This is a genomic window from Rhizobiaceae bacterium (genome assembly GCA_023953845.1).
In the GTDB taxonomy this organism is placed as follows: domain Bacteria; phylum Pseudomonadota; class Alphaproteobacteria; order Rhizobiales; family Rhizobiaceae; genus Arvimicrobium.
The window spans coordinates 3,784,032-3,807,087 of the sequence record JAMLJC010000001.1; the positions used below are offsets into that span (position 1 = coordinate 3,784,032).

Genomic DNA, 23,056 nt, shown 5'->3' on the forward strand with positions numbered 1-23,056 from the left:
GAGCCGGGCTTGTCCCGGCTCTTTTTCTATGCGGTAGGAACCAGTCTGGCGAGTTCGGGGAACTTCTGGTCGAAGCGTGCTGCCCAGCGCTTCAGCTTTGTGTGGCCGCGCTCCCACTTCCCGGCAAAGCGCAGGTCGAGATAGCCGATGGCGGCGCGCAGGGCGATGTGCCCCGCATGAATCTTCTGCGGCAGCTTGGGCATGTCGGCGCAGAGCGCATCGAGGGCGCGCACGGCCTTGCTCCATTGACGTTCGAGCCATTCCTCATGCACCTTTTCCGCCGGCCGCATGCGGCGTTCGTAGACATGCGCGAGCAGCACGTCGCAGATGCCGTCGGCTACCGCCTCCAGTTGTTCGGCGTCCAGTCGCTTGGCCGGATTGCGCGGAAAGAGTTTTCCGCCGGATTCCCTGTTGAGGTACTGCGTGATGACCCGGCTGTCGAAGATCGCGCGGCCTTCGTCGGTGATCCACACCGGGATCTTGCCCAAGGGATTCAGCGCGGTGAGCGATTCGGGTTGCGACCCGGTGTCGGTCGTCGCCTCGACGAACGGAAGGCCGGCATAGGCGGCCGCAATCCGCACCTTCGCGCTATAGGGCGAGGCGGGCGAACAAAGCACTTTCGGCATGTTTTCCTCCAGAATCCGCGCGCACGCTATGCTTTCGGACCAAGCGCGGCAATGGGCCTGCGGCGTTCTATCCACCGCGCACGGGCGGCATGACGGCTTTCGACGAGCGGCAGGCGCGGCGGTCGACCTCCTCGCAGGCGCGGAAGGAAAGCTGGCGGGTGAGGCAGATAAGCACCTCGCGCAGATACCGCTTGTCGCAGGTCACCGCGATGGCATTCGCCGGCAGGGAAGGATTGGATCGGAGGAAACTGCGCTCGACATCCTGCGGCGAGACGGTCCGGTAATTGTCCAGCCGCGCGAATTCGCCGGGCACGGCAATGACGTTGCGAGCCTTGCGCACCACCTTGAAATAGTCGCTTTGCGACAGCCCTGCGCAACTGCCATGCTTGCGCCACTGATGGCGGATCAGTCCGGCGGAAGGCATGATGTCGTAGAGGCTGTGCAGGGCATCGTTCGGCACGTCGCGTTTGCCCGTGGCGCAGTCCTGCGGATAGCCGCGCTCATACTGAGGCCAAAGCCCGTGGACCACGAAGGCATAGGGGCGGCCGCCCGAACACTGCTGTCGATTGGCCTCAGCCCCTTCCGCCTCGCAATAGCTCGGCGACCAGGACAGCGAGAGGACATAGAAATCGAAGCCGGAGCCGACCGGCACCGCGTCGCCGTCGTGCTTCGCCGCCGGCTGGATCTGGACGACCGGCGTGTTCGGCACAGTCCGGTATCGCTGGAAGAATCGCAGCCGGAGACCAGCGCGAGAGCGGGGATGCAGATCGGAATAAGGCGGCGCAGCGACCTCACTTGCCCGCGAAAGACCTACCACAGCACGCGGCAGCGGCCGTTATAGACCATCCAGCGATCGAAGCCGGCAACGCAGAATTCGACGTTCTGCCCAATTCCGGCAAGGCCCATCCCGTCCTCGATCAGATACCATACGTCCTTCTTGCGGCCGTCCGACAGCAGCGCGGTAGCGCCGCAGTAACGTCGCGCGATCGGATGGTCCTCGGCATAAGGCAGGTAGCGATGCTGATGGATTCTGCGGAACTCCTCGATCGAGACATCCGGGAGATTCGGCACGTTGCGCACCTGGTAGCGGAATTTGGCGCTGATGCGCGAAAGGATGCCGCTGTCCTCGCATTCGCGCGGAATACGGTCGCCAGCACTCGCGGCGGTGGCTCCGGCCATGATGGTTCCGAGCAGCGCGGCGGCGATCAGCGAGAAGCTGCGTCTCATGAAAATGCTCCCAAAGCGCCGCGGCTGCGGCCCGAGTCGTTGCGCGACCATTACTGTGCTGGCTTGCGCGAAGCCGGTCAAGCGCCGCCGTTCTCGCCGGTCAGCACGTTGATGGCGAAGCGGCCGGCTCCATTCTCGCCAAGCAGAGGCTTCAGGGCGGCGAGAATGGTGTGCAGTTCCTTTGCCAAACCATAGGGCAGATTGACTACCGCGATGCCGCAGCCGTCCAGCCGCGGTTCGGAGGAGGCCGCGCGGATCTCGAATACGATGTCGGTGATCTTCGGGATTCCGCTGTCCTTGAGCGCGCTGCGGAATGCGTTGACCGCGCGCCGGTCCTTGATCGGATACCAGAACGCGTAGACCCCGCCCGGCCAGCGTCGATGGGCTTTTGCAAGGCCGTCCGCCATCCTGTCGAACTCGCCGGCTTCCTCGAAGGGCGGGTCCACCAGCACGAGGCCGCGCTTTTCCTTGGGCGGCAGATGCGCGCCGAGCGCCAGCCAGCCGTTCAGTACGATGACACGCGTCTGCACGTCACCCTCGAACTGCGCGGCGAGCGATTCGGCGTCTTCGGGGTGCAACTCGATTGCCGAGAGCCTGTCCTGCTTGCGCAGCAGAGCACGGGTAATGAGCGGCGATCCGGGGTACTGCCGAAGCCCGCCTTCGGGATTGAAAGCGGCGACGGCGTCGAGATAGGGCTTGAGTAGCAGTGCGGCCTCGCGCGGCAGTTTCGCTTCCATGACCCTGCCGATTCCATCGCGCCATTCCCCTGTCTTCTGCGCTTCGGCCGAGGAAAGATCGTAGAGTCCGCGTCCCGCATGAGTGTCGATCACACGGAAGGAAGCCTCCTTCTTCTTCAGGTATTCCACGATCCGCGTCAGAGCCGCGTGCTTGACGACATCGGCGAAGTTCCCGGCATGGTAGACGTGGCGATAGTTCATAGATTGCAACCCGGTGTTCGTCTGGCTCTACACGCGGCGGCGCAAAGCCGCTAGATTGGGACGATGAACCAGCACGCCAAGATCGCCGAAAAGCCATCCAGGGTCCGCATCGGTCATTCCGCATGTCCGCATGACTGTCCGTCGACCTGCGCGCTCGACGTCGAGTTGCTGGACGAGCGCACCATCGGCCGCGTCCACGGCGCGAAAGGGAATACCTACACGGCAGGCGTCATCTGCGCCAAGGTCGCGCGATATGCGGAGCGCGTCCACCACCCCGATCGTCTGATGAAGCCGCTGGTGCGGGCGGGGGCCAAGGGCAATGGGGTCTGGAAGGAAGCCAGCTGGGAGGCCGCGCTCGACCTCGTCGCCGAAAAGTTCACCGCGGCGGAGGAGAAATACGGAAGCGAGACGGTCTGGCCCTATTTTTACGCCGGCACGATGGGGCTGGTGCAGCGCGACGGTATCGAGCGCCTGCGTCATGCCAAGAAATATTCCGGCTTCTTCGGCTCGATCTGCACAAATCTCGCCTGGACCGGCTGGATGGTGGGTGCAGGGCGCCTGTCGGGAGCCGATCCGCGAGAGATGGCGAAGTCTGATTGCGTGGTGATCTGGGGCACCAATGCGGTGGTCACGCAGGTCAACGTCATGACCCATGCGGTGAAAGCGCGGAAGGAGCGCGGCGCGAAGATCATCGTCATCGACATCTACGACAACGCCACCATGAAGCAGGCCGATATGGGCCTGATCCTGAAGCCGGGCACGGATGGCGCGCTGGCCTGCGCCGTCATGCACTTTCTGTTTCGGGAAAACCTCGCCGACCGGGCCTATCTGGAAAAGTATTCCGACGATCCGCAGGGGCTGGAGGAACATCTCAAAACGCGCACGCCCGAATGGGCCTCGGCGATCACCGGCCTTTCGGTCGCCGAGATCGAAGCCTTTGCGCGGCTCATCGGCACGACGAAACGGACCTTCTTCCGCCTCGGCTACGGTTTTGCCCGCCAGCGCAACGGCTCGGTCAACATGCACGCCGCCCTGTCGGTCGCGGCGGTCACTGGCTGCTGGCAATATGAGGGGGGCGGAGCCTTCCATTCCAATTCAGGCATCCTGAAGCTCAATACGGAACTGCTGGAAGGTGCGAAATTGCGCGATCCGCGCGTGCGCTATCTCGATCATTCGCGCATCGGGCCTGTGCTGATGGGCCACGAGGATGCGCTGTTCGGCGGCCCGCCCGTGACGGCAATGCTGATCCAGAACACCAATCCGGCAAACGTCGCCCCGGACCAGCGGCTCGTGAAGCAGGGATTTTTGCGCGACGACCTGTTCACCTGCGTCCACGAGCAGTTCATGACCGACACGGCGAAGCTCGCCGACGTGGTGCTGCCCGCCACGATGTTTCTGGAGCATGACGACATCTACAAGGGCGGCGGCAACCAGCACGTCACCCTCGGGCCGAAGCTCATCGACCCGCCCGCCGGGCCGCGCACGAATCACTACGTCATCGAGGAACTGGCGAAGCGCCTTGGCGTCGCCGACCGGCCCGGTTTCGGCATGTCCGAACGCGAGCATATCGACATCATGCTGGAGAAGAAGGGGCTCGGAACGTTCGATACCTTCAGGGAACAGCGCTGGGCAGATCTGCAGCCGGAGTTCGAGACGGCGCACTTCCTGAACGGCTTCGGCCATCCCGATGGAAAATTCCGCTTCCGGCCGGACTGGGCCGGCCAGCCGGCGCCGAACCGTCCGCCGAAAAGCATGGGTCTGTTCGGACCGGTCGAGCGGCTGCCGGAATTTCCCGACCATGTCGACCTGATCGAGGTAGCCGATACCGAGCATCCATTCCGGCTGGCGACCTCTCCGGCCAGATCCTACCTGAATTCCTCCTTTGCCGAGACCCCGTCGTCGCGCGCACGCGAAGGCAGGCCCGAACTGCTGATCCACCCCGACGACGCGGCGGCGCTATCCATAGGCGAGGGTGCGCGCGTCGAAGTCGGCAACCGGCGCGGGGAGGTGGTTCTGCATGCAAAGTTTTTCGACGGCATCAAGCGCGGTGTCGTCATCGCCGAGGGCATATGGCCGAACAGCGCGCATGAACGCGGCGAGGGGATCAACGTTCTGACCGGCGCCGATGCGCCTGCGCCTTATGGCGGCGCCGCTGTTCACGACAACAAGGTCTGGGTGCGTCCCGCAGCCTGAGCGGGGTCGGCCCGACGCCGTTCAGTTTCCCGATATCTGAATGCGGATAATCCCGGCTTAACGGAGCCGGACGCGCCTCCCGCATGCGACTATCGCCGCTTGCCGCCATGTGGTGCGGCTCCTTGTCGGAGCATGCCGCGGATAACGCGAAATCTCAGGTGCAGACTACACGCAAAGTCTATTAATATGCCTCGGAAAAAGTGAGGCAGGTTGTAGAGCGCATGCCATATCGAATCCAGGTGACAGACAGTTTCCGGTCGCGAAGCCGGAGGATTTGCCGTGTTTGAGCGAAGCTATTCTCTCGGATCGGTGAGCCGTGCCCTCGAGAGCGATATTCCGGCGCTGGCGCGGGACATGCGCGAGATCGATGTCATCGAGATCAGGAAATTCGCGGGCATCGGGCCGGAGGAAGCCCTCCAGATGTCGATCAGAGGCGCCAAGCTTGCCTACTGCCTGCGCGAGAAGGACGGCAATCCCATCTCGATCATCGGTGTAGGCTGGCTGCCCAATCCGCGCGCCGGAATCGCCTGGTTCCTGTCTTCGGACAAGATCGACAAGATCGGCCTGCTGTTTCTGCAGGAGACGCGGGCCGCGCTCGATGACTTCATGCAAGGGCACGACGTCATCTCCAACTACATCTACAGCCGCAACGAAAAAACCATCAAATGGCTGAAATGGATGGGGTTCGAGATTCTGTCCGAGACGACGACACCCCACAGCGACGGCGAATTGTTCTACGAGATGGCGCGTTTTCGCGATCCCGTCATCCGGGATCTCTATGTGAACCGGGATTGGAACAAGTACGCGCGGGCTCTCGGCTTTTCCTACGCCTCCGAACTGGTGGATCGGGACGAAGCGTCGGCCGACGCGGCCGCTACGGCGTGAATCGGGCCAGCCGCTCTATATCTTCCGGTTCGGGTGCACGCGGCGGCGAGACGATCATCGTCGCGTCGTGCTGGCCGGCCGGCCAGCGGCCGCTGAACACGGAGCGGTCGCTTTCCATGCGCACCCTGCCTTCTGCCAGCATGCGCAGCGCCATCGGGTAGATCTCATGCTCGGCCTTGAGCACCCGCGCGGCCAGCGTGTCCTCCGTGTCGTCGGGCAGCACGGGCACGGCGGCCTGAACGATTGACGGTCCGCAATCGGTCTCCGGGGTGACGAAATGTACGGTCGCGCCATGCAGGCGGACGCCCGCCTCGATGGCGCGGCGGTGGGTAGCGAGGCCCTTGAACAATGGCAGCAGGGCAGGGTGGATGTTGATCATGCGTCCGCGCCATTTCTCCACGAAAGGCGTGGTGAGCAGGCGCATATAGCCGGCAAGACAGACGATGTCGGCGTGAACGGCCGCAAGCACGGCGTCGATTGCCGCGTCGTGGGCCTCCTTGCTCGCGAAATCCTTGCGTTCGACGACATGGGTGGGAACGCTCCGCGCCCTGGCGATCGCCAGCCCCTGCACGTCCGGCCTGTCCGAAATGACCGCAACGATCTCTGCCGGAAAATCCCGTTCCGCAACGGCGTCTATCAGCCGGGCCATATTCGAGCCGCGACCGGAAATCAGGATAGCTGTGCGTTTGCGCTCTACCATGACTAAAGTCCCAGCCTGCCGCGATAGATGACTCCCGCGTCGCGTCGCGGTACGATACGGCCGATGGGCATCACCGTCTCGCCCGCCTCCTGAAGGACGGCGGCGACTTGCGCGGCCTGTCCTCCTGCCACGACGATCACCATGCCGATGCCGCAGTTGAAGGTGCGCATCATCTCGTTCGGCGCGACACCTCCGGTTTGCGCCAGCCATGAGAAGACGGGTGGAACCTCGATCGCGTCGAGGTCGATCTCGGCGGCGAAATCCTTCGGCAACACGCGCGGAATATTCTCCGGAAAGCCGCCGCCCGTGATGTGGGCAAGCGCCTTGATGCCGTGCGTGTTGCGGATCGCCTTGAGGACCGACTTCACATAGATGCGGGTCGGTTCGAGCAGCGCCTCGGCCAGCGTCAGGCCCGAAGCGAAAGGAGCCTTGTCTGACCAGCCAAGACCGGAAACCTCCACGATCTTGCGCACGAGCGAAAAGCCGTTGGAGTGCACGCCCGACGACGACAGGCCGAGCAGGACGTCACCTTCCGTGATGTCGTCCGTCGGCAGCAACTGGCCACGCTCCGCGGCGCCGACCGCGAAACCCGCGAGATCGTAGTCGCCTTCCCGATAAAGTCCCGGCATTTCGGCCGTCTCGCCGCCGATCAGTGCGCAGCCGGCCTGCCGGCAGCCTTCGGCGATGCCCTTGACGATCGCAACTCCCTGAACTGGATCGAGCTTGCCGGTGGCGAAATAGTCGAGGAAGAGCAGCGGCTCCGCGCCCTGAACGACAAGATCGTTTACGCACATGGCGACGAGGTCGATGCCGATCGTGTCGTGCCTGCCGGATTCGATGGCGATCACCAGTTTCGTGCCGACGCCGTCATTGGCCGCGACGAGGATAGGATCGAAAAAACCCGCCGCCTTGAGATCGAACAGGCCGCCGAAGCCGCCGATTTCGCCATCCGCGCCGGGGCGGCGCGTGGCGCGCACCAGCGGCTTGATCTGCTCGACCATCTGGTTGCCGGCGTCGATGTCGACGCCTGCCTTGGCGTAGGTCAGCCCGTTCTCGCGATCCTGCATGTCATCCGCCTCGATATCGGCCTTCGGCGCTATTCGCATGATAGCCGAAACGCCGCAAGGCGATCGGCGCGCCAAAGCCCCGGCCCCTTGCATGAACGCGGCGCGGCGACCATCTACCGGAAGCTGCTGCCGGGAGGAACTCGACGATTTGACGGTCGCGACACTGATCACGCTGCTGCGATTCCTGCTGGTGCCGGCCGTGGTGCTCGCGCTCCTGTCGAACCGCGTCGATCTCGCGCTGATCTGCTTCGTCGTCGCCGGCGTGTCGGATGCCGTCGACGGCATCGTTGCGAGGCGCTTCAACCAGCAATCGGAGCTAGGCGCCTATCTCGATCCGATGGCCGACAAGCTGTTGCTTGTATCGGTGTTCGTGGTTCTTGGCGCCATGCGCGAACTGCCGCTGTGGCTGGTGGTCATGGCCGTGGCTCGGGACGGTCTGATCATCGCCGGAGTGCTGCTGTCGAGCGTTATGTCGAAGCCCGTGGCCATGCAGCCGCTTTTCGTGTCGAAGGCCAACACCGCCGTGCAGATCGTTCTCGTCGCGCTCGTCCTTGCCGAATTGGCGCTTTCGATCAGCCTCGGTCCGGCCCGTATCATCCTGATATTCGGCTCCGGCCTCTTGACCGTCGCTTCGGCTGGCGCCTATCTCGTCGGCTGGCTGAGGCATATGAGCGGAAATGGCGACGACGCGACCTCCAACGCATGAAGCGGCCGAAGCCGCGACTGCCGCGACCTTTCGCCAGCAAATCCGCTTCTGGCTGATCGCGGCGGTCATACTTGGCCTTTTCCTCTACGTTTTCAGCGAGGTGCTGCTGCCTTTCGTGGCCGGCATGGTGCTCGCCTATTTCCTCGACCCCGTCGCCGACAGGCTTCAGGCACTCGGCCTTTCGCGAACGCTCGCGACGGTTATCATCGTGGTCGGCTTCGTTCTCTTTTTCCTCGTCGCGTTGATGATCGTCGTGCCGGTCCTGGCGTCTCAGCTCGCCGATTTCCTGGCACGCATGCCGGAATATCTCGGCCGCCTGCAGCATCTGATCACCAGCTTCAATCCCGATTGGCTTGAACGCCGCTTTGGCGTGAAGCCGGACGACCTCCGTGAGGGGATGAATTCGCTGCTGAGTTCGGGGGTCGGCTTCATCACCACCATCTTCCAGTCCATCTGGAGTTCGGGCGTGGCGCTGTTCAGCTTCGCCGGCCTCTTCGTGGTGACGCCGGTCGTCGCTTTCTACATGCTGCTCGACTGGGACAGAATGATCGCGGTGGTGGACAGCTGGGTGCCGCGCGACCACGTGCTGACCGTCCGCCAGATCGCCACCGACATCAATGCGGCGACCGCCGGATTCGTGCGCGGGCAGGGCACGCTCTGCCTCGTGCTCGGCATCATCTATGCCGTAGGCCTTACCGCGGTCGGCCTGAATTTCGGCATCCTGATAGGACTGTTCGCCGGCTTCATCAGCTTCATACCCTATGTCGGGTCGCTGGTCGGTCTTCTCCTGTCGGTGGGCGTAGCTTTTGTCCAGTTCTGGCCGGAATGGCAGTGGATCGTCGCCGTCGCATGCGTATTCTTCCTTGGCCAGTTCCTGGAAGGCAATATCCTTCAGCCGCGCCTCGTCGGCAAAAGCGTCGGCCTTCATCCGGTCTGGCTTATGTTTGCCCTGTTCGCATTCGGCGCCTTGTTCGGCTTCGTCGGCCTGCTCATCGCGGTGCCGGCTGCGGCGGCCGTCGCCGTGCTGGTCCGCTTCGCCATCTCGCGCTACCTCGAATCGCCGCTCTACAAGGGACACAGCGAGGTTGACGGCGTGGTGATCGAACCTCTGCCGCCAGTCCGCCGCAGGAGCAAGAAGGCGGGCCCGCCGCCTCCGCCATGACGCAGGATCGTTTGCAGCCCAGGCAGCTTCCGCTCGAACTCGGACATGCGCCGGCATTTTCGCGCGATGATCTGATCCTGTCCCGCACCAACGAGGCCGCGGTGGCTTTGATCGAACGCTGGCCGGACTGGCCTTCGCCAGTGGTTGTCCTCGCAGGCCCCACCGGTTCGGGGAAGTCGCATATCGCTGCGATCTGGAGGGAAGAAGCACGGGCAACCGCATTGGACGCCAGCGCGCTTGACGCCCTTGCCATCGAGGCGGCGCGCAGGGGACCGGTTCTGATCGACGACGTGGACGGCGGCGGGATCGACGAGGCCGGCTTGTTCCACCTGATCAACACGGTGCGTCAGGAGAGCGGGCATCTTCTGCTCTGTGCGCGGCAGTTTCCCGCCGCATGGGGCGTGACGCTTCCCGATCTCGCATCCCGGCTCAAGGCTGCCGCAACCGTCGAGATCGGTGAACCGGACGATGCGCTGCTATCGGGCGTCATCACCAAGCTCTTCGCCGACAGGCAGATCGAGGTCGAGCCGCATGTCGTGCAGTTCATCGTGCGGCGCATCGAGCGCTCGCTGTCGACCGCCATCAAGACCGTGGAGGCGCTCGACCGGGCCGCGCTGGAAACGAAGTCCCGTATTTCCCGGGCTCTTGCAGCGGACATCATCTCCGGAATGGAACGCACGGGGAACCAATCTCCGTGACAGGCGTTTCGGCTGGTGTTCAGCAGGAGGTCATTCCATGAAGAGTTTCATCGTCGCGGCTGTCGTTCTCGGGTCTGTGGCAATGCTCAGTGGGTGCAGCCAGACCGAGAAGGGCGCTGCGATCGGCGCTGTGGGTGGTGCGGCAGTCGGTGCAGCAGTCACCGGAAGCGCTGAAGGCGCCGCGGTCGGCGGCCTGATCGGCGGCACGGCGGGCGCCCTTATCGGCAACGCCAACGAACCGGGCAAGTGTTACTATCGCGGTCGCGACGGGCGGCGCTACATCGCCAACTGCTGATCTGCTTGCCGGCGATCGACCGGATGGTATTTGAAGCGCCGCGGATGGTCTCCGCGGCGCTTGTGCGCTGAATGGCTGCTGAGCCAATCCGCCGAAGTTGCCCACTCTGCCAAAATGTGAACAAGTGCCCTCCGCAAGACCATGCCGGACAGGGCGATGAAGGACTTCCATTCCCTCTACAGTCACGACTTCCTGCGCATCGCATCCTGCGTACCCCGCGCACAGGTGGCCGATCCTGAATTTGCCGTTGAGGAGACGTTGCGCCTCGCGCGGGAGGGCGATGCCGACCATGTCGGCCTCATGCTCTTCCCGGAACTCGGCATCTCCTCCTACGCGATAGACGACCTCTTTTTTCAGGACGCTCTTCTGGAGGCCGTGGAGCGTGCGCTCGCCGATCTCGCCAAGGCCTCCGAGCAGCTCTTTCCAGCGCTGGTGGTCGGTGCGCCGCTACGCCGCGACGGACGCCTCTACAACGCCGCCGTGGTGATCCATCGGGGCAAGATCCTCGGCGCGGTGCCGAAATCCTATCTGCCGAACTATCGCGAGTTTTACGAGCGACGGCACTTCACCGCCGGCGCCGATGTGGTCGGCCTGGAAATCACTATTGCCGGGAAGGTCGTGCCGTTCGGGACGGATCTCCTGTTCCGGTCGGAAGGTTCCGTTCCTTTCACGTTCCACGCCGAAATCTGCGAAGATATCTGGATACCGATCCCCCCTTCGACCCGGGCGGCAATGGCGGGCGCGGAGGTGCTGCTCAATCTGTCGGCCAGCAACATCACAATCGGCAAGGCGGACGCGCGCCGTCTTCTCTGCGCCAGCCAGTCGGCGCGGGTGATCTCGGCCTATGCCTATTCCGCGGCCGGGCCTGGCGAATCGACCACCGATCTCGCCTGGGACGGCCATGCCGCGATCTTCGAGAACGGCGATGCGCTTGGCGAAACCGAGCGTTTTCCGAAAAACGGCACATTCGTCACCGCCGACATCGATCTCGGCCGCTTGCGGCAGGAACGCATGCGCATGAACACCTTTGGCGACAGCGTGCAGCGGGAACTGGGTCCTGACCACGCGTTCCGCACGGTGATGTTCACGCTCGATCGTCCAGCCACGACCGTGCCGTTACGCCGGCGCGTCGAGCGGTTCCCCTATGTTCCTGCCGATCCGTCACGTCTGCGCGAGGATTGCTACGAGGCCTACAACATCCAGGTACAGGGTCTTGCCAAGCGCCTTGCCGCCACCGGCCTGAAACATCTGGTCATCGGGGTGTCTGGCGGGCTCGATTCGACGCAGGCGCTCATCGTCGCCGCACGCGCCATGGACCGGATCGGTCTCGACCGGAAGAATGTGCTGGCCTACACGCTGCCCGGTTTCGCCACCTCGGACAGCACGAAATCCAACGCATGGGCGCTGATGAACGCGCTCGGCGTCACCGGGGCGGAAATTGACATCAGGCCCACCGCCCGGCAGATGCTGGAAGACCTCGGTCACCCCTTCGCCAAGGGAGAGCCGGTCTATGACGTGACCTTCGAGAACGTGCAGGCCGGCCTGCGCACGGATTTCCTCTTCCGCCTCGCCAATCAGAAGGGCGGGCTGGTGGTCGGCACCGGCGACCTGTCGGAACTGGCGCTCGGCTGGTGCACGTTCGGCGTCGGCGATCACATGTCGCACTACAATGTCAACGGCTCGGTGTCGAAGACGCTTATCCAGCATCTGATCCGCTTCGTCGCGCGCTCGGGCGACGTGAGCGCGGAGACGGCGCGGATTCTCGATGCCATCCTTGCAACGGAAATCTCACCCGAGCTGGTTCCGGCAGACGCAACCGGCACAATCCAGTCCACGCAGTCGATTGTCGGTCCCTATGCGTTGCAGGATTTCAACCTGTTCTATCTCAGCCGCTACGGTTTCCGTCCGTCCAAGATCGCCTTCCTGTCGCATCATGCGTGGCATGATGTGGAAAGCGGTGTCTGGCCGGTCGATCTGCCGGCAGCCGACCGCCGCGCCTATTCGCTCGCTGAAATACGGGGCTGGCTGGAAGTGTTCCTGAAACGCTTCTTCACCAACCAGTTCAAGCGCTCGACACTGCCGAACGGCCCGAAGATCACCTCCGGCGGCTCGCTCTCGCCGCGCGGCGACTGGCGTGCGCCGTCCGACAGTTCTCCGAAAGTGTGGCTTGAGGAGCTGCGCCGGAACGTTCCCAAGGGCTGAGGCCGCGAAACCCCTGACGATCGGGCGCATTGACGAATGCGCCGCATTGCGCGATGGCTCAACTTAACGAGCAATCGCAGCCAAGGATAGACGCTGATGTCCGCGCGTATCTACAGCCCCGCAAAAACCGCCATGCAGTCCGGCAAGGCCAAGACCGGCCATTGGGTGTTGGAGTTCGATCCCGAGCAGCGCCGCAAGATCGATCCCCTGATGGGCTACACGACGTCCGGCGACATGAAGAGCCAGATCCGCCTCACTTTCGATACCCGGGAGGAAGCGATCGCCTATGCCACGCGCGAGGGCATAGCGTTCCGCGTGCAGGAGCCGAAGGAGGGCAAGCGCCGTCAGATTTCCTATTCCGACAATTTCCGGTATGACCGGAAAACGCCCTGGACGCACTGACCCGTCCCGGGTCCGACGGTCCCGTAGCTCAGCTGGATAGAGCAACAGCCTTCTAAGCTGTGGGTCGCAGGTTCGAGCCCTGCCGGGATCGCCATTTTACCCGAAACCGGATTATTGGTCGCGCACCGAGCTGATGAGTTCGTGGACGAAGCGCAGCTTGACGATGACAGGTTCGGACAGCACGAACGGATAGAAATCCCGCTGGCCCATGCTGCGGTTGATGCTGTTCATCGCCACCGTGACCGGCACCAGCGCCTCGACAAGTTGATCCATGGTCGCCGCGCGATAGGGCCGGAAGTCGAGTTCGGTCGACAGCACTTCGGAGTCGGCGGCGCGCGGCTTGATGCTGATGCCGAAGGCGCGCGCCGTTTCCAGCGCATCGACGATATGCGTGTAGTGCGCCCAGGTTTCGGCAAAATCCTCCCACGGATGCGCGACGGCATAGGCGCTGATAAAATTCACCTGCCAGCCGGGCAGGGGGCCTGTGTCGTAGTGCCGGCGAAGCGCCGCGTCATAGTCTTCCGTTTCATCGCCGAAGACGGCGCGGAAGGCATCCAGCCGGCCGCCGTCACGCACGAGCTTGTCCCAGTAGTAGTGGCCGATCTCGTGACGGAAATGGCCGAGCAGCGTGCGGTAGGGCTCGCCCATCTGGGTGCGGCGGAACTCGCGCTCGGCGTCGTCGGCCTCGGCTATGTTCATGGTGATGACGCCGTCGGCATGGCCGGTCAGCGGCTTGAAGATCGTGCCGTCGGGATTGTTCACATCGGCGACGAAGTCGAAGACCAGCCCGCCATTCGGGTCCTCGATGCGGTCGCGGATTGGCAGGCGCCATAGCATCAGCGAATAGAACAGATGCCGCTTCGCCGCCTCGAGCTTCGCCCAGTTGGCGTGATTGCCCGGGATGGAAAGGTCGGGGATCAGCCGGTTGTGACGGCAGGCCACGCACATACCGGAGGCGTGGCCATCGTCCACCAGCCAGTTGCAGACGTCGAGGTCGGCGTTGCCGCAGAAGAGATAGGAGCTTCCGGGCTCCGCCAGCGCCGTCCATCTCTCGCCGTCAGGGGCCACGGCCGTCATGGTGAATTTGGACGGCAGGTAGCCGAGCCTGTGGCCGCAATGGACGCAGGCGGAATTGATGAAATGAACGATGTTATGGCAATTCTGACACTCGAAGAGTCTCAAGGCGATCCCTCACGAAAACTGCGTTCGGCGAACTTTCGTCCGTCGGCGCGAAGCCGTCATCAACGCGCTTGCCGTGCGGCGGTTGCCCGGACGCCCGATTTCTTGCGCCGTGCGATGATACGCCTCAACCCAGCGGAATGACGTCCACCGACTGCTCCGTCTTCTGGTCGCCCGACGTCCAGAGAACGCCCTTGACCGGCGCGACATCGGAATAGTCGCGTCCGCGCGCGACGACGACATGGTCCTGCCCGACCAGAAGCGCGTTGGTCGGGTCGAACTCGATCCATCCGGCTTCCGATCCGCACCACGCCTGCACCCAGGCATGCATAGCGTCCGCACCCTCCAGACGGGGCTTTCCCTTCGGCGGTTCGGTGCGCAGGAAGCCGCTTACATAGCCGGCCGGCACGCCGATCTCGCGCAGGCAGGCGATCATGATGTGCGTGAAATCCTGGCAGACGCCCTTGCGCGCCGCGAACGCTTCTTCGAGCGGCGTGTCGACCGTGGTGGCGTCGCCGTCGTAGGCAAGGTCGGCGTGCAGCGCGAGATTGAGCGCCCGCACCGCCTCGAAAGTGCTCATTTCGGGTCTGACATGGGCATGCGCATAGTCCGCGATCGCAGTGCTCTGGCCCACCAGAGGCGATGCGCCGATGAAATGATGCGGCGAACGCGCATCGAGAGTGCGCACTGCAGCGACTTCGTCCGGCAACGCCGATAGAAGGGGCGAGAGATCGAATTCGCTGGCTTCGGCATAGCGTTCGACGCGCGCACGGACGGCGAATTCCACCCTGTCGTGGCTGTCGCCGAAAATCACTTCGGTCGTGCGGTTGCCGAAGAAATCGTAGCTATCCATGCGCTCCTTGGCGGCCGGTCTGGTGTCGAAGGAACCGACAATCAGCCGCTGCCCGGCAGAAGCGCCGTCCATCGGCATCAGGCGCAGAAGATGGCGTCCCCCATTGGCGGAGCGATCATATTCGGAGGCGATGGTGAGTTTGATTTCGTAGAGCATCGACCGTTCACAGCAGATAGGCGTCGGTCAGCAGGTCGGAAATTTCCATCAGCCGCCGGCCGTAGTCCCGAAGCTCGCGGATATCGACTTCCTCCGGGCGCTGCACGGCAAGATCGGTATGCAGGCGCAGCACCGCGCGCGAGAGAAGCGAAAGATGGCCGCCCTCTTCGGCCTGGGGAAGCCTCGCCACCTGGTCCCGGATCTCGGTCAGGTGATAAAGAACCGCGCGCGGGTTGAGCTCGTCGAGCGCCAGAAGATCGACCACCGTCGCGCGGGTCGTGTTCACGGCGTAACGGCGGCGGTGGGACATCGTGCTGTCGCCGACCTCGATGGCGAGGTCGAGCGAACCGCTGGGCGCCTTCCTGTCGGTCAGGCTGGCGAGTATCGCGCACATGGCGACGGCGCGTTCCAGCGAGCGGCCGATGCTGAGGAACCGCCAGCCGGTGAAGCGATACATGTTCTCGTGCACCAGACCGGAAAAGCCCGTGATCTTGCGCAGGAGCACGCCCATGGCGCGTGCATTGTCGTGACCGGGGGTCACCGTCCGCGCCAGCTTGGCGGCGGTATCGGCGAGATCGTTGAGCGCCATCCAGCCGTCGATCGAAAAACGGTCACGGATCTTGCCGGCGCTGATGAGCGCCGAAGCGAGATCGGCGCGCAGGGCGCCCGGAATGCTCTGCTCAGGGTCGATGCCGGATTGTTCCATCAAGGCGGCGAGATGGGCGATCAGCGGCGTTTCCGTGAACCCCGCCTCCGCCAGCCTGATATGATAGGCGCGCAGCAGCCTGAGCGTCCCCTCGGCGCGTTCCACATAGCGTCCGAGCCAGTACAAATTGTCGGCCGCGCGGCTCGGCAGGCTACCGTGTTGGGGCCGGACATAGGGAGCGGTCTCCTCGGGAAGCATCGTTTCCGGTTTCACCGGACTGTCGCTCACCACCCAGACGTCGGCCACCGAGCCGCCGCGCTGCATGGCCATGGCGCTCGGGTCCTGCGACTTGCCGATGCGTGCGAAGCCGCCCGGCATGACCTGCCAGCCTTCCGACGTACGGGCAAGGAAGATGCGCAGGCTCGCGGGACGGGGTGTCAGCGCTCCGTCGACCATGACGGGAGTCGTGGACAGGGTGACGGCCTCCTGCGCCACGATCAGGGCGCCGGCGCGATCGGACAGCGCTCCGATGGCACTGCCCGCCTCGTACGTCGTGACTGCCCCAAACTCGCGCGATGCGCCGTTCATACTGCCTGGCGAATTGGCGAAAGCCGACCCCAGGATCAGCCGATGCAGGTTGGCGGCCACTTCTGCCCGGGCGGATGCTGCGCCGCACCACCATGTGGCGATGTTCGGCATGGCAAGCGGCTCGCCGCGCAGATACTGCGCGATGCGGGGCATGAAGGCGAGGAAACCCGGCGTCTCCAGAACGCCGCTGCCCAGCGCGTTCACGAGCGAGACATTGCCGCGCCGCGCCGCGCCCATCAGGCCCGCGACGCCGAGTTTCGACGTGCCGTTGAGCTCCAGCGGGTCCGCATAGGCGGCATCGAGGCGCCGCCACAGGACGCTGATCGGATGATTGCCGGAAACCGTGCGCACCATCGCCTTGCCGTCGGCGACGGTGAGATCCTCGCCTTCGAGCAGCATGAGGCCGAGATAGCGCGCGATGTAGGCGTGCTCGTAATAGGTGTCATTGTGCTGTCCCGGCGTCAGGATGCCGACGCGACTGCCGTCTTCGGCGCGCATGTCGTTCAGCGCATCGCGGAACGCGCGGAAGAAGCCAGCGAGGCGCAGGATGCTGGCATCGGCATAGAATTCGCTGAAGACGCGCGACGTCGCCACGCGGTTCTCCAGCGCGAAGCCGGCGCCGGACGGTGCCTGCGTCCGATCCTGCAGCACCCACCAGCCGCCCTCCGGTCCGCGTCCGATGTCGAACGCGACGAAATTGAGGAAGTGGCCGCCGCGCGGCACGATGCCGACGGCGGGTCGAAGCCATTCCGGGTTGAGCGCGACCAGCGAGGGCGGCAAAAGCCCGTCCCGCACCAGCGCGTTGGGGCCGTAGAGATCGGCGGCCACCGCTTCCAGAATGTCCGCGCGCTGGATGAGCGCAGCCGAGATCGCCTGCCATTCGCTCTCGTGGATCAGGACCGGAAGATGACTCAGCGGCCATGCGCGCTCGGCGGAATCCTTCTGACCGTACTGACGGAAGAACACCCCGGCGTCATGTAGATACTCGTCGCCCCGCGCGAAACGCCGGGCAAGCTCGTCCGGTGAAAGGCGCGTCAGGTGGCGGATGAACGACCGCCAGACGGGGCGGATCGCGCCCTCGGCGGTCATCAGTTCGTCGGTTGCGCCCGCGAGCGGGCGATAATCGATGGACGGCCTGGCGCGATCGGCTTTGGAAAGGCCGCGTCCCGACATGGTCAGACTCCGATTGGCCGTCTGAGGTCGAGCGTCATCGGGAACTCGCGGCTCGCGATCTCCGGCATCGCCTCATAGGGCGCAGGCGTATGGCCCGACGGCTGGAAACGTGCAAGACGACGGGCCTCGGCCTCATTGCTGTTGACCGGAAAGGTCTCGTAGTTGCGCCCGCCCGGATGCGCGACGTGATAGACGCAGCCGCCGACTGCGCGGCCGCTCCATGTGTCGAAGATATCGAAGGTGAGCGGCGCGTCGATCGGCAGAACCGGATGCAGCGCCATGGCCGGCTGCCATGCCTTGAAACGCACGCCGGCGACCGACACGCCGTTGTCTCCGGTGGGCTGCAACGGCACGCGGCGCGTGTTGCAGGTCACGATATAGCGATCAGGCGTCGAGGCTGACAGCTTCACCTGGAGCCGCTCGACGGAACTGTCCGTATAGCGCACCGTGCCGCCAATGGCGCCTGTTTCGCCGAGAACGTGCCACGGCTCCAGCGCCTGCCTGAGCTCCAGATGCACGTCTTCGTAGGCGATCTCGCCGCAGAAGGGGAAACGGAACTCCGCCTGCGCCTCGAACCATTCGGAACGCAGGTCGAACCCGTACTGGCGAAGATCGGCAAGCACGTCGAGGAAATCCTGCCAGAGGAAATGCGGCAGCATGAAGCGGTCGTGCAGCGTCGTGCCCCAGCGGACGAGATCGCCGGTGATCGGCGCCTTCCACATGCGCGCGATCAGAGCGCGGATCAACACCTGCTGCGCAAGACTCATGCGCGGGTCCGGCGGCATTTCGAAACCGCGGAACTCCACCAGCCCGAGCCGCCCGGTCGGCCCATCCGGCGAGAACAGCTTGTCGATGCAGATTTCGGCGCGATGCGTGTTGCCGGTCACGTCTGTCAGCATGTTGCGCAGCAGGCGGTCGACCAGCCAGGGCAGGAGCGCGCCACCGTCGTCCGGCGGCGGGATCTGCGCCAGCGCCGTCTCCAGTTCATAAAGCGTGTCGTGACGCGCCTCGTCGATACGAGGGGCCTGGCTGGTGGGGCCGATGAAGAGACCCGAGAACAGGTAGGAGAGGCTCGGATGCCGCTGCCAGTGCAGGATGAGACTGCGCAGGAGATCTGGACGGCGCAGGAACGGGCTGTCGTTCGGCGTCTGGCCGCCGACCACGACGTGATTGCCGCCCCCCGTGCCGGTGTGGCGGCCGTCGATCATGAACTTGTCGGCGCCGAGGCGGCTCCGCCGCGCCTCTTCGTAGATCGCCTCGGTCGTGGCGACGCATTCGTCCCATGACGAGGCTGGATGGATGTTGACCTCGATCACCCCCGGATCGGGCGCGACGCGGATGACGTTGAGCCGGGGATCGTGCGGTGGCGTATATCCTTCGATATGAACCGGAATGCCGAGCGACGCCGCTGCCGTTTCCGCGGCCGCGATGAGTTCGAGATAGTCCTCGACGCGTTCGACCGGCGGCATGAACACGCAGAGCCGTCCGTCGCGCGGTTCGACGGCAAGCGCGGTGCGCACCGCGCTGCCCGCTTCGGTGATGATCTGCTCCGTCTGCACCTCGCCGGGTTCTGCCACCGCGAAGAAGGCCGCAAGCTGTGGCCGCTGGCCCGGCTCGGGCAGCGGACCGCGCTCTTCCGTCGGGTCCTGCGGGTGGATGTAGGGATAGCTGGATGCGGGCACGTAGGGCAGGGCCCCCAATGGCAGGCGAAAGCCGACCGGACTGTCACCCGGAGCGAGGAAGAGCTTTCCGCGCCGAAGTTTCCAGGCTTCGGAGTGCCAGCGCGATCCCTCGGCGCGCGCCTGCCAGCGCTGGATCGGCAGAACGTAGCCCGACGGCTTATCGAGGCCGCGCTCGAACACTCGTGCGAAGCGGTTGCGCTCCTCGGGGTCCTTGAGCTTGGAGTCTTCGGGCGTCACGTTTGCCGGAAGGTTGCCCTCACGCAGCATCCATTCCGCCGGGTCCTCATAGGCCGGTACGACGAAGTCCGCGTCGACGGCAAGCTTCTGAGCTATTGCCTGCAGAAGCTGTTTCGCCTGTCCGGCATCGGGTTTCGCGTCGCTGCTTTCCTGCGCCACAAGATCGGGATTTTGCCAGACCGGCTTGCCGTCGCGGCGCCAATAGAGCGAAAAGGTCCAGCGCGGCAGCGTCTCGCCCGGATACCACTTGCCCTGCCCATGGTGGAGAAAGCCGCCCGGTGCGAACCTCGCGCGCAGGCGCCGGATCAGCGTGTCGGCCAGAGCGCGTTTGGTGGGGCCTACAGCATCCGTGTTCCATTCGGGCGATTCGAAATCGTCGATCGACACGAAAGTCGGCTCGCCGCCCATGGTGAGCCGGACGTCCTTCTCTTTCAGCGATGTATCGACCTCATGGCCCAACGCATCGAGAGCCGCCCAGGATTCTTCTGAGAACGGCTTGGTGATGCGCGGGTGCTCCGCCACCCGATCCACCTTCATGTCGAAAGCGAAATCGACATTGGCGAAGCTTGCCATGCCCGAGATCGGCGCGGCGTTGCGATAATGCGGTGTCGCAGCCAGCGGAATGTGGCTTTCGCCGGTCAGCAGGCCCGATGTGGGATCGAGGCCGATCCAGCCGGCGCCGGGTATGTAGACCTCCGCCCATGCGTGCAAGTCTGTGAAATCGTGGTCCGTACCCTTGGGGCCGTCCAGCGCGATCAGGTCAGGCTTCAACTGGATCAGATAGCCGGAGACAAACCGCGCGGCGAAGCCGAAATGCCGAAGCGCCTGTACGAGGAGCCAGCTCGAGTCGCGGCATGAACCTGCCACGCGTTCCAGCGTCTCCTCCGGTGTCTGCACGCCGGGCTCCATGCGTATGACGTAGCTCACATGGCCGGCAATGCGCGCATTCAGGTTCACGACGAAATCGACGGTGCGGACACGCTCGCGGGGAACCGTATCAAGAAATCCCTTGAGCAGCGGCCCGGCAGGGTCGCATTGACGATAGATGGCAAGGTCCGACGCAATGTCCTCAGGATACTCGAACGGCCAGTACTCGGCCGCTTCCTCGACGAAGAAATCGAACGGATTGTAGACCGTCATATCGGCGACGAGTCCGACCTCGATCTTCAACTCGTTGACCGGTTCAGGGAAAACGAAACGCGCCAGCCAGTTGCCGTAGGGGTCCTGCTGATGGTTCACGAAATGATTTGTCGGCGTCACCGTCAGTGAGTGCGACAACACCGCCGTGCGGCTATGCGGGGCCGGGCGAAGACGGATGATCTGGGGGCCGAGCACGACCGGCCGGTCATAACGGTAGTGCGTGATGTGGCTGATCGCGGCTTTGATCGACATGCTCTACCGGGTGGCTCCTGATATCCGCGCTTTCGAGGAGCTTGGCCCCCGCGTTGCACTGCACCATAGAAAGCGGACGACCGCCAGCATTTTCCTCCCGCGATTGTCGGAACTGATCATCCGACCGATCGCGATGGACGAGCTTTCACTGGACGCACAGAACGGGCTCTCAGATGATGCCGTGCTGTCTTAGAAGCGCCTCTTCATCGCCTGACACCCACCCGAAGACCTTTGGTTCCCCATTCAGCTTCTGGACGAGATAGTGAACATCGAAATCTATCGCCGCGTCCGGCTGGCCCTTGCGAGCGTAGGTCGCCGTCCAGGCGACATGGGCCACGCAATGCAGTTCGTCTACTGGTGAGATGCGGACATTGCGTATCCGCATTTCCTTCATTCCCATCGCCCGATAGCGCGCATAACCTTGCGCCATGATCTGCTTGAGCTGATCGTCGTTCTTGCCGGTCTTAACCCCGGCGGGCGAGGCTGCAACGAACTCGGAAGCATACAGCGTTGCGACTTCGTCCATGTCCGCGTCGCCGTCGAGCGATCGCTTGAAAACGCTCGCGTATCGTTCGAAAAACTGTCTCACGCCGGCTTCCATTGTCCGCTCTCCAGATGCGGCCATGGCACCTATGGTGCGCAGGCCGAAATTCAAATCGAGATGCTGCCCTTTTGCGTGGCGCTTTGCGGAGCAATGCACTAACACTCCACCGCCGAGAAGACAGAATGTTCGCGGGAGGGCGATTGGACGTGAGCAGCGCAGGGCAGGGTACTGGCGGTTTTGCGGCGTTGGATCTGGCGACGTTGGGCAAGCGCCTGGAGAGCATTCCGGAAGTCGCCGAAAAAGTCGGGCCGGACAGCGCGAGATGGAAGATTCGCGAGGTCGGCGACGGCAATCTGAACCTCGTCTTCATCGTGGAAGGACCGAAGGGCGCCGTCGTCGCCAAGCAGGCGCTGCCCTATGTGCGGCTGGTGGGCGAAAGCTGGCCCCTGCCGCTCAAGCGCTCATTCTTCGAGTATCACGCACTGACGCGGCAGGAGCGTCGCGCGGGAGCCGGCACCGTGCCCGCAATCTACCATTTCGACGAGGCGCAGGCGCTGATCGTGATGGAGTATCTGTCGCCGCATGTCATCCTGCGCCGCAGGCTGATCGAGGGGGCGATTCTGCCGAAGATCGGCCGCGACCTCGGCCTTTTCTGCGCTCGAACCCTGTTCCGAGGCTCGGACCTCTCCATGCCGACACGCGAGCGCAAGCAGGATGTCGCTCTGTTTTGCGACAATGTCGAGCTCTGCGACATCACCGAAAATCTCGTCTTCACCGATCCTTATTTCGAGGCCACGCTGAACCGGCATACCAGCCCGCAACTCGACCCGATCGTGGCGGAACTGCGGGCCGACCGCGATCTCAAGGTCGAGGCGCAGCGGCTGAAGCATCTGTTCGCGGCCAAGGCCGAGACGCTGTTGCACGGCGACCTGCATACCGGCTCGGTGATGGTGATCGAGACCGATACGCGTGTGATCGACCCGGAGTTCGCCTTCTACGGTCCGATCGCCTTCGACGTCGGCATGCTGCTTGCCAATTTCTGGATGAGTTTCTTTTCGCAGAAGGGACACGAGAAGAATGGCGATCGTGCCGAGATGCGCGAATGGCTTCTCGGGGTCGCGGACGAGATTTGGTCGGTCTTCCGCGCCGAATTCGCGCATCTGTGGCGCACAGAGCGCAAGGGCATCCTCTACGCCAGCAGCATCTTCGAGGATCGCGGCGACCCGCTTGGATCGGAGCAGGCCCTCAACACGGTGCTCGCCGAAATCTGGCCCGATCTGCTTGGCTTCGCCGGTGTCGAGTGCCACCGGCGCATCCTCGGCCTCGCTCATAACGCCGATTTCGAGACCATCGAGGACCTTGAACTGCGCGCCGGCTGCGAACGCCCGGCCTTGATCTTCGGGCGTCAGCTTGCCGTCAACCGCAGGCGAATCCACTCGATGGACGAGGTGAACGAGATGGCCCGGATCATCGCCAGCGATGCGTCATAACGCTGCGCGCGACCT

General features: G+C 63.9%; 21 protein-coding genes and 1 tRNA gene. 11 read left to right on the top strand and 11 right to left on the bottom strand.

Going from position 1 to position 23,056, the window contains the following annotated elements; all coding sequences use genetic code 11:
• Window positions 1-26: 26 nt before the first annotated feature.
• The 4 genes from M9955_18655 to rlmJ form a co-directional block, all read right to left on the bottom strand.
• Window positions 27-626: a glutathione S-transferase N-terminal domain-containing protein gene (locus tag M9955_18655; GenBank protein MCO5083666.1), complete on the bottom strand. Its 600-nt coding sequence runs from the start codon at window positions 624-626 to the stop codon at window positions 27-29.
• A gap of 67 nt (window positions 627-693) precedes the next feature.
• Window positions 694-1,335, bottom strand: a complete 642-nt coding sequence (locus M9955_18660; protein ID MCO5083667.1) for a ribonuclease T2 — start codon at window positions 1,333-1,335, stop codon at window positions 694-696.
• Window positions 1,336-1,436: 101 nt separating this feature from the next.
• Complete coding sequence (locus M9955_18665) at window positions 1,437-1,853, bottom strand: hypothetical protein (protein ID MCO5083668.1); 417 nt, start codon at window positions 1,851-1,853, stop codon at window positions 1,437-1,439.
• A 77-nt stretch (window positions 1,854-1,930) separates the two neighbouring features.
• Complete coding sequence (gene rlmJ / locus M9955_18670) at window positions 1,931-2,791, bottom strand: 23S rRNA (adenine(2030)-N(6))-methyltransferase RlmJ (GenBank protein ID MCO5083669.1); 861 nt, start codon at window positions 2,789-2,791, stop codon at window positions 1,931-1,933.
• Between the two features lie 63 nt (window positions 2,792-2,854).
• Between rlmJ and M9955_18675 the strand changes: the two genes are divergently transcribed.
• Both M9955_18675 and M9955_18680 read left to right on the top strand, forming a co-directional pair.
• Window positions 2,855-4,984 (top strand): molybdopterin oxidoreductase family protein, encoded by a 2,130-nt coding sequence (locus M9955_18675; GenBank protein ID MCO5083670.1) that lies wholly within the window; start codon window positions 2,855-2,857, stop codon window positions 4,982-4,984.
• 309 nt (window positions 4,985-5,293) lie between these two features.
• Window positions 5,294-5,869, top strand: a complete 576-nt coding sequence (locus M9955_18680) for a hypothetical protein (GenBank protein ID MCO5083671.1) — start codon at window positions 5,294-5,296, stop codon at window positions 5,867-5,869.
• On the opposite strand, the gene purN is transcribed toward M9955_18680, so the two are convergent.
• Together purN and purM are read right to left on the bottom strand one after the other, a co-directional pair.
• Window positions 5,859-6,569, bottom strand: coding sequence for a phosphoribosylglycinamide formyltransferase (gene purN, locus M9955_18685; protein ID MCO5083672.1), 711 nt, complete (start codon window positions 6,567-6,569; stop codon window positions 5,859-5,861). The genes M9955_18680 and purN overlap by 11 nt on opposite strands.
• Before the next feature lie 2 nt (window positions 6,570-6,571).
• Window positions 6,572-7,636 (bottom strand): phosphoribosylformylglycinamidine cyclo-ligase, encoded by a 1,065-nt coding sequence (purM, locus tag M9955_18690; GenBank protein MCO5083673.1) that lies wholly within the window; start codon window positions 7,634-7,636, stop codon window positions 6,572-6,574.
• A gap of 148 nt (window positions 7,637-7,784) precedes the next feature.
• On the opposite strand from purM, the gene M9955_18695 reads away from it, so the two are divergent.
• The 7 genes from M9955_18695 to M9955_18725 all read left to right on the top strand — a co-directional run bounded on the left by M9955_18695 (window position 7,785) and on the right by M9955_18725 (window position 13,195).
• Entirely contained in the window at window positions 7,785-8,342 is a 558-nt protein-coding gene (locus M9955_18695) for a CDP-alcohol phosphatidyltransferase family protein (protein MCO5083674.1), read from the top strand.
• Window positions 8,314-9,504 (top strand): AI-2E family transporter, encoded by a 1,191-nt coding sequence (locus tag M9955_18700; protein MCO5083675.1) that lies wholly within the window; start codon window positions 8,314-8,316, stop codon window positions 9,502-9,504. Before M9955_18695 ends, M9955_18700 begins: the two co-directional genes overlap by 29 nt.
• Window positions 9,501-10,202 carry a DnaA regulatory inactivator HdaA gene (gene hdaA, locus M9955_18705; protein MCO5083676.1) on the top strand — a complete coding sequence of 234 codons (702 nt, stop codon included), beginning with the start codon at window positions 9,501-9,503 and terminating at the stop codon, window positions 10,200-10,202. The genes M9955_18700 and hdaA overlap by 4 nt, the downstream gene beginning before the upstream one ends.
• Before the next feature lie 37 nt (window positions 10,203-10,239).
• Complete coding sequence (locus tag M9955_18710; GenBank protein MCO5083677.1) at window positions 10,240-10,497, top strand: glycine zipper domain-containing protein; 258 nt, start codon at window positions 10,240-10,242, stop codon at window positions 10,495-10,497.
• A gap of 156 nt (window positions 10,498-10,653) precedes the next feature.
• Window positions 10,654-12,699 (top strand): NAD(+) synthase, encoded by a 2,046-nt coding sequence (locus M9955_18715; GenBank protein ID MCO5083678.1) that lies wholly within the window; start codon window positions 10,654-10,656, stop codon window positions 12,697-12,699.
• 96 nt (window positions 12,700-12,795) lie between these two features.
• Window positions 12,796-13,101: an ETC complex I subunit gene (locus M9955_18720; GenBank protein ID MCO5083679.1), complete on the top strand. Its 306-nt coding sequence runs from the start codon at window positions 12,796-12,798 to the stop codon at window positions 13,099-13,101.
• Window positions 13,102-13,118: 17 nt separating this feature from the next.
• Window positions 13,119-13,195: transfer RNA gene (locus M9955_18725), tRNA-Arg, on the top strand.
• 17 nt (window positions 13,196-13,212) lie between these two features.
• Here the strand turns inward: M9955_18725 and M9955_18730 are convergent.
• The 4 genes from M9955_18730 to M9955_18745 form a co-directional block, all read right to left on the bottom strand.
• Window positions 13,213-14,283, bottom strand: a complete 1,071-nt coding sequence (locus tag M9955_18730) for a putative zinc-binding peptidase (protein ID MCO5083680.1) — start codon at window positions 14,281-14,283, stop codon at window positions 13,213-13,215.
• 124 nt (window positions 14,284-14,407) lie between these two features.
• Window positions 14,408-15,289 carry a transglutaminase family protein gene (locus tag M9955_18735; protein ID MCO5083681.1) on the bottom strand — a complete coding sequence of 294 codons (882 nt, stop codon included), beginning with the start codon at window positions 15,287-15,289 and terminating at the stop codon, window positions 14,408-14,410.
• 7 nt (window positions 15,290-15,296) lie between these two features.
• Window positions 15,297-17,696, bottom strand: coding sequence for a circularly permuted type 2 ATP-grasp protein (locus M9955_18740; protein MCO5083682.1), 2,400 nt, complete (start codon window positions 17,694-17,696; stop codon window positions 15,297-15,299).
• A 2-nt stretch (window positions 17,697-17,698) separates the two neighbouring features.
• The gene (locus M9955_18745; protein MCO5083683.1) at window positions 17,699-21,007 is read right to left on the bottom strand and encodes a transglutaminase family protein; all 3,309 of its coding nucleotides are present in this window, start codon (window positions 21,005-21,007) and stop codon (window positions 17,699-17,701) included.
• On the opposite strand from M9955_18745, the gene M9955_18750 reads away from it, so the two are divergent.
• Window positions 20,979-21,200, top strand: coding sequence for a hypothetical protein (locus M9955_18750; protein ID MCO5083684.1), 222 nt, complete (start codon window positions 20,979-20,981; stop codon window positions 21,198-21,200). The genes M9955_18745 and M9955_18750 overlap by 29 nt on opposite strands.
• Here the strand turns inward: M9955_18750 and M9955_18755 are convergent.
• Entirely contained in the window at window positions 21,177-21,608 is a 432-nt protein-coding gene (locus M9955_18755) for a nuclear transport factor 2 family protein (GenBank protein ID MCO5083685.1), read from the bottom strand. The two genes, M9955_18750 and M9955_18755, sit on opposite strands and share 24 nt — an antisense overlap.
• A gap of 149 nt (window positions 21,609-21,757) precedes the next feature.
• Here M9955_18755 and mtnK point away from each other — a divergent pair, with 149 nt between their 5' ends.
• Window positions 21,758-23,041, top strand: coding sequence for an S-methyl-5-thioribose kinase (gene mtnK, locus M9955_18760; GenBank protein ID MCO5083686.1), 1,284 nt, complete (start codon window positions 21,758-21,760; stop codon window positions 23,039-23,041).
• The last annotated feature ends 15 nt before the right edge of the window (window positions 23,042-23,056 follow it).